This is a genomic window from Sorangiineae bacterium MSr11954 (assembly GCA_037157815.1).
Lineage (GTDB): Bacteria > Myxococcota_A > Polyangia > Polyangiales > Polyangiaceae > Pendulispora > Pendulispora albinea.
On record CP089984.1, the window covers coordinates 47,761 to 62,146 of the forward strand.

Sequence of the window (14,386 nt, forward strand, 5' to 3'; positions counted from 1 at the left end):
TCGACTTGAGCTTGGCGCGGTAGCGCTTGCTCTTCGTGCGGTTCGTCTTGCGCGGCTTCTTCGAGATGACGAGGTACATGATGGCTCCAGATGCGGTCCGCTCGGGTCAAGGTCCCGCTCGGGTCAACCTCAGAAAGGGACCCGCTTACTAGCCGAGGGCGGGCGGCAAGGCAAGGGCACCGGGATTGAATTTCGCGCCCGAGCGGGGCATTGTCAGCATCGCATGGGCAAAATTCTCGTATGTCGCTGTGAAGACGTGACCCTCCACGAGCTCGAGGAGGCGATCGAGCGCGGTCACGACGACCTCGAGTCGCTCAAGCGCTACACGGGGTTCGGCACCGGGTGGTGCCAGGGAAAATCGTGCGTGGCCTTGTGCGCGCACCTGTTGCGCAAGAACGGCGGCGCCGCCGACTTTCCCATCACGCCGCGCCCTCCGCTGCACCCGCTCCCGCTTCGCGATCTGGCAGGGCTCGCGGACGTGGCGGACGATGACATCGCGAAGGGCCGTCCGCCTCAGTAGCTCAACACGCCGCCCTCGGCCGAAGGGCCCGGGAGCGCGTGCGCCTCGGGCGCGCGAAGGGCGCTCGCGGCCAGGAGGATCAGCGCGATCCACACGCTGTCGGCCAAGAGCAGGTGCACCAGCTGCATCGGGATGGGCGCGAGCAGCGCCACATTGGCGATGCCCGCGATCATCTGCGCGACGATCAGCAGCGACACGGTGAGCGAGAGCTTGCGCACGAGCCGCGTGGGGCGGAGCAGACGTGCGAGCGTGGCCGCCAAGAGAACGACCACCGCGGTGAGGGTGGCAATCACGGGGTGAAGAAGCCGAAGCCGCACGAAGATGTGCGCGCCGGTCGAGATCTCTTGCAGGAGCCCCTCGGACACCGAGTGCACCGGGAAGAGCGTATCGCCGAGGGCGGTCACCGCGCCGCTCATGCCGAGCACCAGCATGAAGGCGACGGCGAGCCCCAAGCTCCATGCCACGACCCCCTGACGTCGCAGGGACACGCGCGCGCCGCCCGACGCCCAAAAGGCGGTGAGGGTCAGCGCGGCCAAGAGGAAGAACGTGTTGGTCAAGTGAAGCGCCATGGAGAGACCGCGCTTCATCGACTTGTCGTGGGCGACCAGCTCGAACAGCACCAGCCCCGCGCCAATCAACGCCTCCGCGCCCACCAAGCCAAATGCCGTCCACGCCCCACGCCGCACCACCGAGCCGCGCGGGTACGTGCGGTGCGCCGCGATCGCGAGGGCGAGCCCTCCGAGGAGCGACAAGCCGCTGGTGATCCGGTGCGAGAGCTCCACCAGCATTTCCACCCCCGGTGCACGCGGGAGGACCTCCCCGTTGCACAGCGGCCAGTGCGCTCCGCAGCCCGCGCCGGAGCCGCTCGCGCGCACATAGGCACCCCAGGCAATGACGAGGAGGTTGTAGGCGAGGAGCCCCCAGGCAAATTTGGCGAATCGCGGCACGCCTCGCTTTTGGCTTCAAAGGTGCGCGAGGTCAAGGCTCCGCGCGCGTGCGCCGTCGTAGACGCGCGTGCGCCGGTCGAAGAGAGCTCGTGCGCAGGTGCCCCGGTCGATTGGCGAATCGCGGCACGCGTCGCTTTTGGCTTCAAAGGTGCGCGAGGTCAAGGCTCCGCGCGCGCGGGCGCCGTCGTAGACGCGCGTGCGCCGTCGTAGACGCGCGTGCGCCGGTCGAAGAGAGCTCGTGCGCAGGTGCCCGGTCGATTGGCGAATCGCGGCACGCGTCGCTTTTGGCTTCAAAGGTGCGCGAGGTCAAGGCTCCGCGCGCGCGGGCGCCGTCGTAGACGCGCGTGCGCCGGTCGAAGAGAGCTCGTGCGCAGGTGCCCCGGTCGAGGAGAGCGCTGCGCGCCTCCAGGGAAACGCGAGGGCCCATGCCGTTCACTCAACCCATACACGTACCCGTTCCCGAAGGTTCCGGGCAGAGAAGATCGGGAAGGGGAACATGTACGTGTACGGGTACGGGAGCAAAGAGAGCCTACGTGAACGACCTTGGCGCTAGGGCGCCTTGGGCGGGTACGCGAGGGCCGACTGAACCCGGTTGCGTCCGCTGCGCTTGGCGGCATAGAGCGCTTCGTCCGCCGCCGTGATGAGCGCGCCAACGTCCTCGGCGGGGACGTCGGGGTAGGTGGCGATGCCCAGGCTGATGGTGACCGAAATGGTGCAATCGTCGTTCTCGAACGGGGTGCTTGCGATCAGTTGACGCAGCCGCTCGGCGAAGATGCCCGCGCGTGAAGCATCGAGCCCGCGGCAGATGACCCCGAACTCCTCCCCGCCGTAGCGGGCGAACAGGTCCTCGGTGCGCACTTGGCCCATCGCGAGCTTGGCGAGCCGCGCGAGCACGAAGTCGCCGGCGACGTGTCCGTAGGTGTCGTTGATCGATTTGAAGTGGTCCACGTCCATCATGATCAGCGACAGCGGCTGGCGATGCCGCTTTGCGTAAGCCAGCTCCGTCTCCAGCCGGTCGAGGAAGTGCTTCTTGTTGAATGCCTTGGTCAGCCCATCACGCAGCGCGGCTTCGTACATGCGCTGCTGGAAGCTCTCCTCGAGATCATCGTGGTAGGTGAACTTGAGAATCGTCGTCGAGCCGATGTGGATTTTGTCGCCGTCGTGCAGGATGTGGGCGGCCTCCAGCTTTTCGTCGTTCACCGCGGTGCCGTTGGCGCTCTGCAGGTCCTCGATGATGACCTCCGTGCCGCGCTGCACGATGCGCGCATGACGGCGCGATATGCCGTCATCGGTGAGGCGGATTTTGGCCGTTGAGGTTCGTCCGATCAGCGTTTCTCCGTCCTCGACGCGGTACATCGCACCGACACTGTCGCCGGCGAGGACGATGAGATAAGCGCGATCCCTAACCGACTTTCCGAGGACGAGATCGAGAGGAGCCTTTCCGACTCGTGTTTTCTCTTCGTCATCGGGTGGAATGCTGGTCATTATTCAATCAAATGTTCGCAGATCCACGAAACGTGGGTCAAGACTGACAAGACGTGAGATCGGCTCTCCAGACCGACGACCAAAGACCGGAGAGCACGACAGCGACACCACTGGCGCGGATTCCCGCATATACTGCTCCGTTAGTCACATGTGCATGGGGGCATCGGTCACTTCCCGCCGGAGGGGGCCGCTGTCTGCCTTTCTACCGTTGCCGTCACCTTCCGCAGCATCAACGGCAAGCCACCAGACCCCAGTAGACCCACCAGACCCACCAGTCCACCCGAGAACGGGGGCCGAGCATGATCGAAAGTATGGGCGCAAAGGACACGTTAACGCCAGCCGTTGCCATCGGTGGCTCTTCCAGTTCCAACGTATCGGGCGAGCCGATCGCCGACCCCGCCACGCTTCGCCGCGTCATCTTCGCGGCTTCGCTTGGGACATTGTTCGAATGGTACGACTTTTACCTTTATGGGAGCTTAGCCGTATTCTTTGGAGGTCTCTTTTTCCCGCAGGGGAATGACACGGTTCAACTGCTCGCGAGCCTGGCCACATTCGGGGCGGGCTTTGGCGTTCGTCCGATTGGTGCGCTGGTATTTGGTCACCTTGGGGACCTTGTCGGTCGCAAGTATACCTTCCTCGTCACCATGGCCACGATGGGCCTGGGAACGGCGCTCATCGGTCTGCTCCCCACGTACGCGACCTGGGGCATCGGCGCGACCGCGCTGCTCGTCTTTTTGCGTTTGCTCCAGGGGCTCGCGCTGGGCGGTGAGTACGGCGGAGCCGCGACCTATGTGGCCGAGCACGTCCCGGACGCGCAACGCGGCTATTACACGAGCTTCATTCAAACCACGGCCACGGCAGGCTTCTTCGTGAGCATGGGGGTCATCGGCATCACGCGCGCGTCGCTGGGCGAGGTGGCCTTCAAAGAGTGGGGCTGGCGCATTCCGTTCCTCATCTCGTTCATTTTGCTCATCGTCTCGCTCTACGTGCGGCTCAAGATGAAGGAGTCGCCCCTCTTCTCCAAGATGAAGGCGGCCGGGAAGGCGTCGAAGAACCCGCTCAAAGAGAGCTTCACCAACCCCGTCAACCGGCGCTACGTGCTCATCGCCTTCGGGGCCATCGCGGGCCAGGGCGTGGTTTGGTACACGGGGCAGTTCTATGCGCTGACGTTCTTGCAGACGATGCTGAAGATCGATTGGAAGACGTCGTACACCTTGGTGTCGATCGCGCTGTTCATCACCACGCCGCTCTTTCTCGTCTTCGGCTGGCTCTCGGATCGCATCGGGCGCAAGAAGCTCATCCTCGGCGGCTGCTTGCTGGGGGCGCTCACGTATCTGCCCATCTACATGGCCATGAAATACTTCTCGAACCCCGATGGGCTGCCCAAGGCCGATCCGGCGCAGATCAACCATGTGGCCATGGCGCTGCTGCTCGCCTTGCAGATGGTCTACGTCTGCATGGTCTACGCGCCGATGGCCGCGTTCCTGGTCGAGCTCTTTCCCACCCGTATCCGCTACACGTCCATGTCGCTGCCGTACCACCTCGGAAACGGCTGGATCGGCGGCTTCCTTCCGCTCATCGCCACCGCCGTCACCGCCTCCGCGTGGGCCAAAGAGACGTTCGGGCCCAACTCGATCTACACGGGCCTCCTCTATCCGATCGGCATGTGCATCGTCACCCTGATCGTGGGCACCCTCTTCATCCACGAGACCAAGGATCACCGTATCGACGCCGAGACCATCGGCGGGCATTGATGGTTCTTCGAAGCGCTGTCCGTTGAAGCGCTGCCCCTCGAAGCACTGCGGCTCCCTCTCGCCCCCTCCCGTTTTGCGGGAGGATGGGCGGGGGAGCCGCAGCTACTGCCAGCGTGATCATGGCGCCGGGCGGCGCGCGCCGGGGGCGACTACGACGTAACCAACGCCGCCGCGAGATCGCCCGATTGCGGGCCGACGATGACGTGAACGAGGGTGCTCGAGAAGCGCATGACGGCTTTGGCGCCGAGGCGCTTGAGGGCGCCCTCGTCGACTTTGTCGGCATCCACCAGCTCGGCGCGAAGGCGGGTGCCCGCGACGGTCTCCGTCACGCGGAGGTTACCTTCGCCGCCCAATGCGGCGACCCACGCGGCGCGATCGATGCCCGGGGCCGCCGCGGCGATGCGCGCGACCGCCGGCGCGGCTTGCGGAGCCTCGCGAACGACGGCGGAGCCGCCTTCGGCCAGGGCGGCGCGGATCGTATCGGCGACCCGATCGGCCTCCGGTCCGAGGACGACCTGCAGGCTCCCCGCGCCGGGGCGCACGATGCCCTTGGCGCCCAGACGCCGGAGGGCCGGCTCGTCGACGATGTCGTTCTTGTCCAAGGTGAGGCGCAGGCGGGTGGTGCATGCGTCGATGCCGCGCAGGTTGGTGGCGCCGCCCAGGGCCTTGATGAACGCGTAGGCGCGCTCGGCGTCGTCGGTGACGAGGGGACCGTGGGACACGGCTGTGTCCGCGGGCTCACGTCCGGGGGTCGCCAGGTTCCAGTGGCGGATGCAGAAGACGAAGATCCCATAGTAGACGGCGAAGTACGCGGCGCCCACGGGGATGAGGAGCCAGGGGTTCTCCGCGCGGCCGAAGGACAGGACGTAGTCGATGATGCCGGCGGAGAAGTTGAATCCCAGGCGGATGTGGAGCGCGTTCACGATCACGAACGCGATGCCGGTCAGCACCGCGTGCACGGCGTAGAGGGCGGGCGCGAGGAACACGAAGGCAAACTCCACCGGCTCGGTGACACCGGTGAGGAACGCGGTGAGCGCCATCGAGAGGAGCAGGCCGCCGACCCCCTTGCGGTTCTCGGGCTTGGCCGTGCGGTACATGGCGAGGCACGCCGCCGGGAGGCCGAACATCATCACCGGGAAGAACCCCGTCATGAAGATGCCCGCCTGCGGATCGCCGGCGAAGAAGCGGTGGAGATCGCCGTGGGCGACCTTGCCCGTCGCGTCGGCGAAGTCGCCGAAGATGAACCACACCATGCTGTTGAGCACGTGGTGCAGGCCGGTGACGAGGAGCACGCGATTGAGGACGCCGTAGATGAACACACCGATGGAGCCGGCCGTGAGGAGCCACTGCCCGATCAGATCCATCACGTGCTGGATGGGCGGCCACACGAAGCCGAAGACGATGCCGTAGACGACCGCCGTCAGGCCGGTCACGATCGGCACGAACCGTTTGCCGCCGAAGAAGGCGAGGTAGTCGGGGAGCTTGGTGTCCTTGTAGCGGTTGTAGAGCAAGCCGGCGGTGACGCCGATGAGGATGCCCCCGAGGACACCCATGTCGATCTTGCTCTCCTTGACCCCGGGCTTCTCCCACGTCTTCAAAATGGCGTTCATGATGAGGTACCCGAGACCGCCCGCGAGCCCCGCCACGCCCGCATTGTCGATCGCGAACCCCACCGCCACGCCGATGGCGAACAGAATGGGCAGGTTGTCGAAGACGGCGCCGCCCGCCTGCGCAATCAGCTTGGCATTCGCACCGAGGAGGTCAGGGCGGCCCAGAAGGTCGTCTTGACCAAACCTCAAAAGAAGCCCGGCCACGGGCAACACTGCGATGGGCAGCATGAGCGCGCGGCCGAGTTTCTGGATCTTTCCGAAGTTGACTGTTCCGAAATTGACCGCTTGCGTCATTGTGAAGTCCTCCTCGCGACGACGAATCTTTGAAGCTTTTGGAGCCCCTCGATGGGAGAGGCTCGAAAATGGGAGGTGGCACTCCGGCCTAGGGCCGTCGTGTGTCCCTTCGAGACTCAGAGCCAAAGGTCTCGACGGGGCGAAACCCCGCGAAAACATATCGAATCAAACCGGGCGGAGTCCGATTCGGAGCAGGCCCCCGAAGGGGCGTGCGCCGTGATTCACGTGTCGGGCCAGAGAGCGCGGGCCCGGGCGCGGATCTCCTTCGGAGAGGTGAGGTTCATCAGGACGAGCGTCTGCTTGCGGCAGGCCTCGTAGTCGAGCGTGCGCACGCGCGCTTTGACCTCGGCCACGACGCCGGCGCTCACCGAGAGCTCGGTGACCCCGAGGCCGACGAGCAGCGGAATGGCCTCCAGATCCGAGGCGAGCGCGCCGCAGATGCCGACCCACTTGCCATGCCGGGTGGCGCCCTCCACGGTGCGCGCGATGAGCCGCAGGACGGCAGGGTGCAGCCCGTCGAGCTTCTCGGCGAACCCCGGGTGGCAGCGATCCATCGCCAAGGTGTACTGCGTGAGATCGTTGGTCCCCAGGGACAAGAAGTCGGCGTGACGCGCGAGCTGATCGGCCAGGAGCGCGGCCGAGGGGACCTCGATCATGACGCCCAGCGAGGGGCGCTCGGTGAGCTTCAACTCCTTGGCGATCGCGTCCACGCGGCCGCGCACGAAGAGGAGCTCCTCGGCGTCGGAGACCATGGGGAGCATGATTTTGCACGCCGCGATGGGGGTGACGCCGAGCAGCGCGCGCAGCTGGGTGTCGAGCAGCTCGGGCTGCGCAAAGCCCGAGCGAATGCCGCGCAAACCCAGGGCGGGGTTGTCCTCTTTGGGGAGCGGCAGGAAGGGGAGCGGCTTGTCGCCGCCCGCGTCCAGGGTGCGGATGATGGCCGCGCGTCCCTCCAGCGCGTCGATCACGCCCTGGTAGGCGGCGCGCTGCTCGGCCTCGCTCGGGGGATCTTCGCGATCGAGGAAGAGCACCTCGGTGCGCAAGAGGCCCACGCCGTCGGCGCCCTGCCGGACGGCGTCGGCCGCGTCGGTCTGGGTGGCGATGTTGGCGGCGACCTCGATGCGGTGACCGTCGCGGGTGATGGCCGGCAGAGTGACTTGGGCGAGCGCTTCGGCGTGGCGGGCCGCGCGATCGGCCATGGCTTTGCGCGCGGTGGCCAGACGCTCCGCCGTGGGCTCGGGATCGAGGCGGCCCGCGGTGGCGTCGAGCAATACTTCTTTGCCGTGCGGTACAGAAAAGAGGGTCGGGCCCATGGCGACCAAGGAGGGGACCCCCAGGGCGCGGGCCAGGATGGCCACGTGCGAGGTGGCGCCGCCGCGGGCCGTGCAGATGCCCACGATGCGCTTTTTGTCGAGGCGCGTGAACTCCGAGAGCGCCAGATCGTCGGCCACCACGATGGACTCGGCGAACAGCTCGGGCTCGGGCAACGCGTGTCCGCTCATGGCGAGCAGCACGCGGCGCTCGAGATCGCGCAGATCGGTGATGCGCTCGGCCAAGAGCGGGTTGCCGAGGCGCGAAAGCACGGCACACTCCGCGTTCACCGCCTTGCGGTACGCCACGCCGGCGCTCACGCCCTTGCCCACGGCGCGCTCGGCGGCGGAGACGATCTCCGGATCGTCGAGCAGCGCTTGGTGCGCGACGAACATGTCGTGCTCCTGCCGCGCGTGCCGCGCGTTGGCGTCGCGAATGGCGGCCGCCACCTCGGCGCGCACGGTGGTGAGCGCCGCGGCCAGCCGCTCGAACTCGCCGTCCAGATCATGGAGCGCCGCCGGCGGCTCGACGTCGACGCTGTCGAGCCGCACCACCCGCCCCACCGCCAGCCCGGGCGAAGCGCTCGCCCCGGTGAGCGCCGCGCCCGATAGATCGGCCGCCGAGTCGATGGCCTTGGGCAGCGCCGTTCCTGGCGCCGCGGGAGCCGCCTCCGCGCCCGCGACGGCGGTCTGAATCGCTTGAATGACGTTGGTGAGCGCCGCCTCCGCCGACGACCCCCGCGCGTGCACCGTCACCCGGTCGCCTTCTTTGGTGCCGAGCCCCATGAGCGCCACCACGCTGCGCGCGTTGGCCGTGCGGCCGCCGAAGCTCACCGTGATATCGCAGCCGTTGCGGCGCGCCGCGGCCGTCACGAGGGCGGCGGGGCGCGCGTGCAGCCCGCCGTGGTGCGCGATCACGGCCTCCGCCAACTTTTCGCTGGCGCCCGCGCCGGCGGGCCCGCGCGCGGCGGCGACCTCGCCCGACGCGCGGATGAGCGGCGTGTCCTTCGGATCGCGGCGGCGCACCGTCATCAGCCGGCTCTTGCCGGCGTCCACCGATCCTGCATTGCGCCACGCGACGGAGTAATCGTCGCTGTTGGCCACCAAGATCATCGTTTGGAGGGAGGGGACCTCGCGGGCCACCTTATCGACGTCGAACGTGATCAAGAGATCGCCCGCCTGCACGTGCGCGCCCTCTTGCACGTGCGCCGTAAAGCCGCGCCCTTGTAGATGCACCGTGTCGATCCCCACGTGAACGAGGATCTCCGCGCCATTTTCGGCCGTCAGGGTCAGCGCGTGCCCGGCCCGGTGCAAATGGGTCACGATCCCATCGCACGGGGCCACCACGCTGTCCGAAATCGGTTCGATGGCGATGCCGTCGCCCATCATCCGCGTGGAGAACACGGGATCGGGCACGGCGTCCAGCGGCACCACGGGGCCGCTCAATGGCGCAAAGAGCGGGAGCTCGGCGAGCTTACTCCCACTCTCGGGCCATCGTAGTCTTTGCTCCAAAGACGGATCTTTCGACGAGCGAGGCTCGACCTTCGGCATGGTGCCCCTCCAAACTTCAACGCGTATGGGTCACTTTGGAAAGATGGCGCGGTACATCCGGATTGAAGCCGCGCATTTCGGCCACTCGCGCGGCAATAAGATAAAAAGTCTGAATCGCCAATATCGGATCGAGTGATTCGTCGTCGGCCACGGCGAGCGTCACGTCGCGCCCTTGAATGTCGGCCGGTGCGGCGAGGATGACACGTGCGCCCCGCCCGCGCATCTCTTCTGCGAGCTCGATGAGACCCTTTTGCTCCGCGCCGCGCAAGGCAAAGACGAAGAGCGGATAGCCTTGCTCGATGAGCGCCATCGGACCATGACGGATTTCAGCGCCGCTGAACGCTTCGGCCTGAATCGACGACGTCTCTTTGAGTTTGAGCGCGGCCTCCAGGGCAACTGCGAATCCCAATCCGCGGCCCACGACCATGGCGCGGTCGCTCACGGCCAATGCGTCGACCGCCGTGCCCCCATCGGATTGCGTCGCCTCCTCGAGCCGCGCGGGGAGGGTGCCGAGGGCCGCGAGCAGCTTGGGATCCTCGCGCCAATGGGCCACGAGCCGCGCGAGCGCGGAGAGCGCGCCGATGTAGCTCTTGGTCGCCGCCACGCTGCGCTCCGGTCCCGCGCTGAGCGGCACCGTCCACTGACAGGCCTCGGCCAGCGGTGATTCGGTGCGGTTCACGAAGGCGACGGTCGTCGCGCCCCGGGCCCGCAAGGTCGACATGGTCTCGACCAAATCGGGGCTCTGACCCGATTGCGATACGGAGATCGCGAGCTGCCCGTCCACGACCAAAGGCGCGTGGTTCAAGGTGACCAGCGACATGGGGAGCGACACCACCGGGACGCCGAGCTCGGACATCGTCAGATAGGCGAAATAGTTCGCCGCGTGATCGGAGCTCCCGCGCGCCACCGTGAGCGCCACGGACGGCGGCCGTTCGCGCAACGTGCGCGCGAGCGCCTGGATGCCTTGGTCGACCTCGCGACTTTGAGCACTCACGACCGAGGCCGACGCCAGGGCCTCTTGCAGCATCAACGAGCCCACAGGCACTCTCCTTCGCCGAAGACGGACAACACTTTGAGTTCGCGATCCACCACCACGATGTCGGACCACGCGCCGGTCTGCAGGCGCCCGCGATCCTTCAAGCTCAAATACTCCGCCGGATAGAACGACAGCCGGTTCGACGCGTCCTCCACCGACAATCCCACGGACTGCACCAGGTTGCGCAGCGCTTGATCCATGGTGAGCGCGCTGCCGGCGATGGTCCCGTCCGAGAGCCGCACGGCGCCGAGACACTTGGTGACGATGTTCGATCCCAAGCGGTATTCGCCGTCGGGCATCCCCGCGGCCGCCGTGGAGTCGGTGACCGCGAACAAGCGCGGGATGGTCCGAAATGCCGCGCGCATGGCCCCGGGGTGCACGTGCCGCAAATCCGGAATCAGCTCCGCGTACTCGGCGTGCGCCAGGGCGGCGCCCACGGCACCCGGCTCGCGGTGGTGCATGCCCGTCATGGCGTTGAACAAATGCGTGAAGCCGCTGGCGCCGCTCTCGAGCGCCGCCACGCTGTCCTCGTAGCTGCCCGCCGTGTGCCCCACCTGGACGCGGATGCCCCGGGCGGCGATGGCGCGGATGGACTCGAGGTGCCCCGTGACCTCGGGCGCCAACGTCATGACGAGGATGGGCGCCAGGGTGCAGTAGCGCTCGAGCTCCTGCGCCACCGCGATGCGCACGTAATTGGGCTGCGCGCCGAGCTTCCCCGAGTTGATGTACGGCCCTTCGAGGTGCACGCCCAGGACGCGCGCGCTCCCCGACGCGCGCCTTTCACAGTTCGGCGCCAGGGCGACGAGCGCCTTCTCGATCTCGATCGAGGGCGCCGTCATGGTGGTGGCCAGCATGGCCGTGGTGCCGTGGCGCGCGTGCATGCGGGCGATGGTGAGGGCCGCGTCGCCCCCTTCCATCACGTCACTCCCGCCGCCGCCGTGCACGTGCAGATCGATGAAGCCGGGCAGGATGTACGGATCCCGGTTGCTCACCGGATCGACGGGCCACTTTCCATCGACCAGCCCGATGCGCTGGCCGAAGACGATCTGGCCATGGACCCAGCCCGAGGGCGTGAGGACGTTGCCGGCGAGCGTGGTGCTCTTCTCGACCGCGGGCGCCGTCATCGCCGGAGCTCCGCCACGAAATCGTAGTAGTCGTTGCGGCAGTAGCTGTCGGTGACCTCGATGGCCACGTTGTTGGCCGTGAAGCCGATACGCGTGACCAAGAGCATGGCCTGCCCCGGCGTGACATTGGCGAGCCGCGCGATCTTCTTCGAGGCGTTCACCGCTCGAAAGTGCTGCAGCGCGCGCACGATGGGGTGCCCCAGCGCATCGAGGTGCGCGTAGAGCGACGTGCCCACGGCCCGCGGGTCGGGCAGGTAGGTGACGGGGATGGCCGTCATCTCGATGGCCATCACCACCCCGTCGGCGAGCCTCTGCCGTTCCAGGCGCGCGACCTGCGATGCGGGCGACAGACCCAATTTGAGGATCTCGTCGTGGTTGGGGGCGTCGATGCGGCGATCGAGCCACACCGTGGAGGGTTCGAACCCTTTTCGCTTCAGGGTCTCCGTGAAATGCGTCAGCCGGGAGAGCGAGTGCTCGAGGCGCGGGGCGATGAAGGTTCCCGACCCCTGGCGGCGGTGCACGAGCTGCTGTTCGACCAACACGTCGAGCGCTTTGCGCGCGGTGACGCGTGATACGCCCAGCTTCTCCGAGAGCACGCGCTCGGAGGGGAGGGCCTCCTCCGCCTGCCATTGACCCGAGTGGATCGCATCGGCAAGGTTGTGGGCAAGCTGCACATAGAGCGGTGTCGGGTCGTCCCCATTCGGTTTGAGCACGTTCCACCGCTTGTTCATGGGCAGGCCATTCAGCTTGGGCGCTCCGTTATCCACGTAGCGTGGGATAGTACCACTATAATACCATGTCAATACCAGCGGTACCAGACGGAAGCATGACGTTGATGTGTCACGCGGACAACGGGGTTCATGTTGGCCCGGGGTTTCGCGCAGTGCGTCAAATGTATTCCCGAAGAATGCAACGTCGTTCTGGTATTGACCTGGTCTTATACTGGTAGTATCTCCGGCTGACCTTGCATCAATCGTAAGGTATGACGTCGCTCACGTTTCCATCAGTAGCTTTCCGTCCGTCTTCATCCGCCACCGTTCGCACCTCCCTACTTCCCTACTCCGTTGGGATCGCGTCGATCCCAATCGATCCCGTCGAGGGGTGAGCGGTCATCTGTGTGCGCTCGGATCGAGCGTCGAATAGGACTGGAGACCCCCTCGAGCGTCGTCGACCCCTGACTCACCGTTCACCGTTCACCGTTCACGATTCAAGAGGGAGCAAGACGGATGATGCTATTGGGCCGGAGTATTCCATGGTTGCGTGCCGGGGCAACCCGGTGCACGGGTTCCTCGCGTGTGCGAAAGCGCGCCACGAAGCTCTGTATTGCAGCAGGGGTCGGGGCTCTTCTTTCGTTCGCACCGAAGTTGGCGTCCGCGGACATCACCTCGGACAAGGTCGAATTTTTTGGCTATGGCCGTATGGGCATCGGCTGGACGAAGAGCGGCCAGCAAATAGCCGGTTCATATATGAACCTGAACCCACGCCGCGCGCTCGGTGGCCGTCTCGAAGAAGGCGACTACCTCGAGCCGGGCATTCGATTCCACCTCAAAAAGGGTGAACAGGACACCGACATCAAGGTCGACCTGGTGACCAGCCTCGAGATGTACTCCACCAAGGCCGGCATCCTCAGCAGCCTCTCCAACTTCGACACCGATAGCCTCAAGATTTTTCCCGAGCAGGCCTACATCCAGGCGAAGAACGTCTTCACCCCCGGCCTCGAGATATGGTTGGGCTCTCGCCTCTATCGTAAGAACGATATTCACATCGCCGACTACTTCTACTTCAATAACCTCGTCGGTCAGGGCCTTGGCGCGATCTATACCAAGCCTGGGTTCGGCGAGATCGACGTCGCGATCCTGACGCAGACCTCGGGGGACAAGTTTTTCCGCACGGACATGGGGTCGCTCCCTCCCCAGTTCGGGACCGGAAATTCCGTGGTCACCCGCCAGCGCACGATGTTCGTCGCGCAGTACAAATACTCGTTCGGGCCGAAGACCAGCTTCGTGCAAGCGCTCGGTGAGTTCCACGTGGTCCCGCGGTCGGGCAAGCAAGACGTCGAGACGCCCAAGGCGACGAACCCGCCGGATTGGGGCGCGGTCGGCGGTCTGAAGCTCCACCTGGACTTCGGCGGCGACTCCTTCAACGACACCTCCATCCGTTACGGCGCCCGCGTCGCGAACGGCGCCGAGAGCGGCGGCTCGACCTACAACACCTTCGGTCTAACCGACACCGACGGCACCTACAAAGGCGCTTACGGTGTGGAGTTCGTCGATCACTTCGTGGTCGATGTCGAGAAGGTCGTCGGCATCAACGGCTACTTCACCGCGCACTACAGCCAAGGCTCCAGCGACGTGGCGCCGTCGGCGGAACCCCGCGGTCCGAACGCGCGCTCCGACTATGTATTCGGCGTCCGCCCGGTCGTCTATGTGACGGACAACTTCCACATGGTCACCGAGGCGACATTCCAGACCCGCAAAGACGACGGCTTGAAGCAGGGTATGGCCGTCAAGCTCTCGGTGGTTCCGACCATCGTGCCCACGGGTGGCCGCAGCGTCTGGACCCGCCCGCACATCCGCGGCATTTACACCTTGGGCATTTACAACCAGGCGGCCCAAGATCAATTGATGTCGCCGTTCCTCAAGACCGTGGGCCCGACGAAGCTCGCCCACTTCCTCGGCGCGCGCGCCGAGTGGTGGTTCTGACGTAGCTCCCTCACGTCGACCGAAGGTATTCCTGCCCGTACACGCACACCGCG

General features: G+C 66.1%; 10 protein-coding genes. 3 read left to right on the forward strand and 7 right to left on the reverse strand.

Translation table 11 applies throughout. The annotated features are described in order from the left end of the window. Nucleotides 1–223 precede the first annotated feature (223 nt). Nucleotides 224–520, forward strand: coding sequence for a (2Fe-2S)-binding protein (locus LZC94_00200; GenBank protein ID WXB15699.1), 297 nt, complete (start codon nucleotides 224–226; stop codon nucleotides 518–520). Here LZC94_00200 and LZC94_00205 read toward each other — a convergent pair. Together LZC94_00205 and LZC94_00210 are read right to left on the reverse strand one after the other, a co-directional pair. Then, nucleotides 514–1,467, reverse strand: coding sequence for a COX15/CtaA family protein (locus tag LZC94_00205; GenBank protein ID WXB15700.1), 954 nt, complete (start codon nucleotides 1,465–1,467; stop codon nucleotides 514–516). The two genes, LZC94_00200 and LZC94_00205, sit on opposite strands and share 7 nt — an antisense overlap. 549 nt (nucleotides 1,468–2,016) lie before the next feature. Beyond that, nucleotides 2,017–2,952: a GGDEF domain-containing protein gene (locus LZC94_00210; GenBank protein WXB15701.1), complete on the reverse strand. Its 936-nt coding sequence runs from the start codon at nucleotides 2,950–2,952 to the stop codon at nucleotides 2,017–2,019. 440 nt (nucleotides 2,953–3,392) lie between these two features. Here LZC94_00210 and LZC94_00215 point away from each other — a divergent pair, with 440 nt between their 5' ends. Then, on the forward strand, nucleotides 3,393–4,706 hold the full coding sequence (locus tag LZC94_00215) for an MHS family MFS transporter (GenBank protein WXB20337.1): 1,314 nt from the start codon (nucleotides 3,393–3,395) through the stop codon (nucleotides 4,704–4,706). Nucleotides 4,707–4,855: 149 nt separating this feature from the next. Here LZC94_00215 and nagE read toward each other — a convergent pair whose 3' ends face one another. The 5 genes from nagE to LZC94_00240 form a co-directional block, all read right to left on the reverse strand. After that, on the reverse strand, nucleotides 4,856–6,610 hold the full coding sequence (nagE, locus tag LZC94_00220) for an N-acetylglucosamine-specific PTS transporter subunit IIBC (GenBank protein WXB15702.1): 1,755 nt from the start codon (nucleotides 6,608–6,610) through the stop codon (nucleotides 4,856–4,858). 221 nt (nucleotides 6,611–6,831) lie between these two features. Further along, nucleotides 6,832–9,471, reverse strand: a complete 2,640-nt coding sequence (gene ptsP / locus LZC94_00225; protein WXB15703.1) for a phosphoenolpyruvate--protein phosphotransferase — start codon at nucleotides 9,469–9,471, stop codon at nucleotides 6,832–6,834. A 16-nt stretch (nucleotides 9,472–9,487) separates the two neighbouring features. Further along, nucleotides 9,488–10,510 carry an SIS domain-containing protein gene (locus LZC94_00230; GenBank protein WXB15704.1) on the reverse strand — a complete coding sequence of 341 codons (1,023 nt, stop codon included), beginning with the start codon at nucleotides 10,508–10,510 and terminating at the stop codon, nucleotides 9,488–9,490. Next, nucleotides 10,498–11,631 (reverse strand): N-acetylglucosamine-6-phosphate deacetylase, encoded by a 1,134-nt coding sequence (nagA, locus tag LZC94_00235; protein ID WXB15705.1) that lies wholly within the window; start codon nucleotides 11,629–11,631, stop codon nucleotides 10,498–10,500. The genes LZC94_00230 and nagA overlap by 13 nt, the downstream gene beginning before the upstream one ends. Further along, nucleotides 11,628–12,398: a GntR family transcriptional regulator gene (locus LZC94_00240; GenBank protein ID WXB15706.1), complete on the reverse strand. Its 771-nt coding sequence runs from the start codon at nucleotides 12,396–12,398 to the stop codon at nucleotides 11,628–11,630. Before LZC94_00240 ends, nagA begins: the two co-directional genes overlap by 4 nt. A gap of 528 nt (nucleotides 12,399–12,926) precedes the next feature. Here LZC94_00240 and LZC94_00245 point away from each other — a divergent pair. Next, nucleotides 12,927–14,333 (forward strand): carbohydrate porin, encoded by a 1,407-nt coding sequence (locus tag LZC94_00245; protein WXB15707.1) that lies wholly within the window; start codon nucleotides 12,927–12,929, stop codon nucleotides 14,331–14,333. The last annotated feature ends 53 nt before the right edge of the window (nucleotides 14,334–14,386 follow it).

Coding starts and splice junctions, on each gene's coding strand:
- LZC94_00200 (WXB15699.1), top strand. CDS start 224: ATGGGCAAAATTCTCGTATGTCGCTGTGAAGACGTGACCCTCCACGAG.
- LZC94_00210 (WXB15701.1), bottom strand. CDS start 2,952: ATGACCAGCATTCCACCCGATGACGAAGAGAAAACACGAGTCGGAAAG.
- nagE (WXB15702.1), bottom strand. CDS start 6,610: ATGACGCAAGCGGTCAATTTCGGAACAGTCAACTTCGGAAAGATCCAG.
- ptsP (WXB15703.1), bottom strand. CDS start 9,471: ATGCCGAAGGTCGAGCCTCGCTCGTCGAAAGATCCGTCTTTGGAGCAA.
- nagA (WXB15705.1), bottom strand. CDS start 11,631: ATGACGGCGCCCGCGGTCGAGAAGAGCACCACGCTCGCCGGCAACGTC.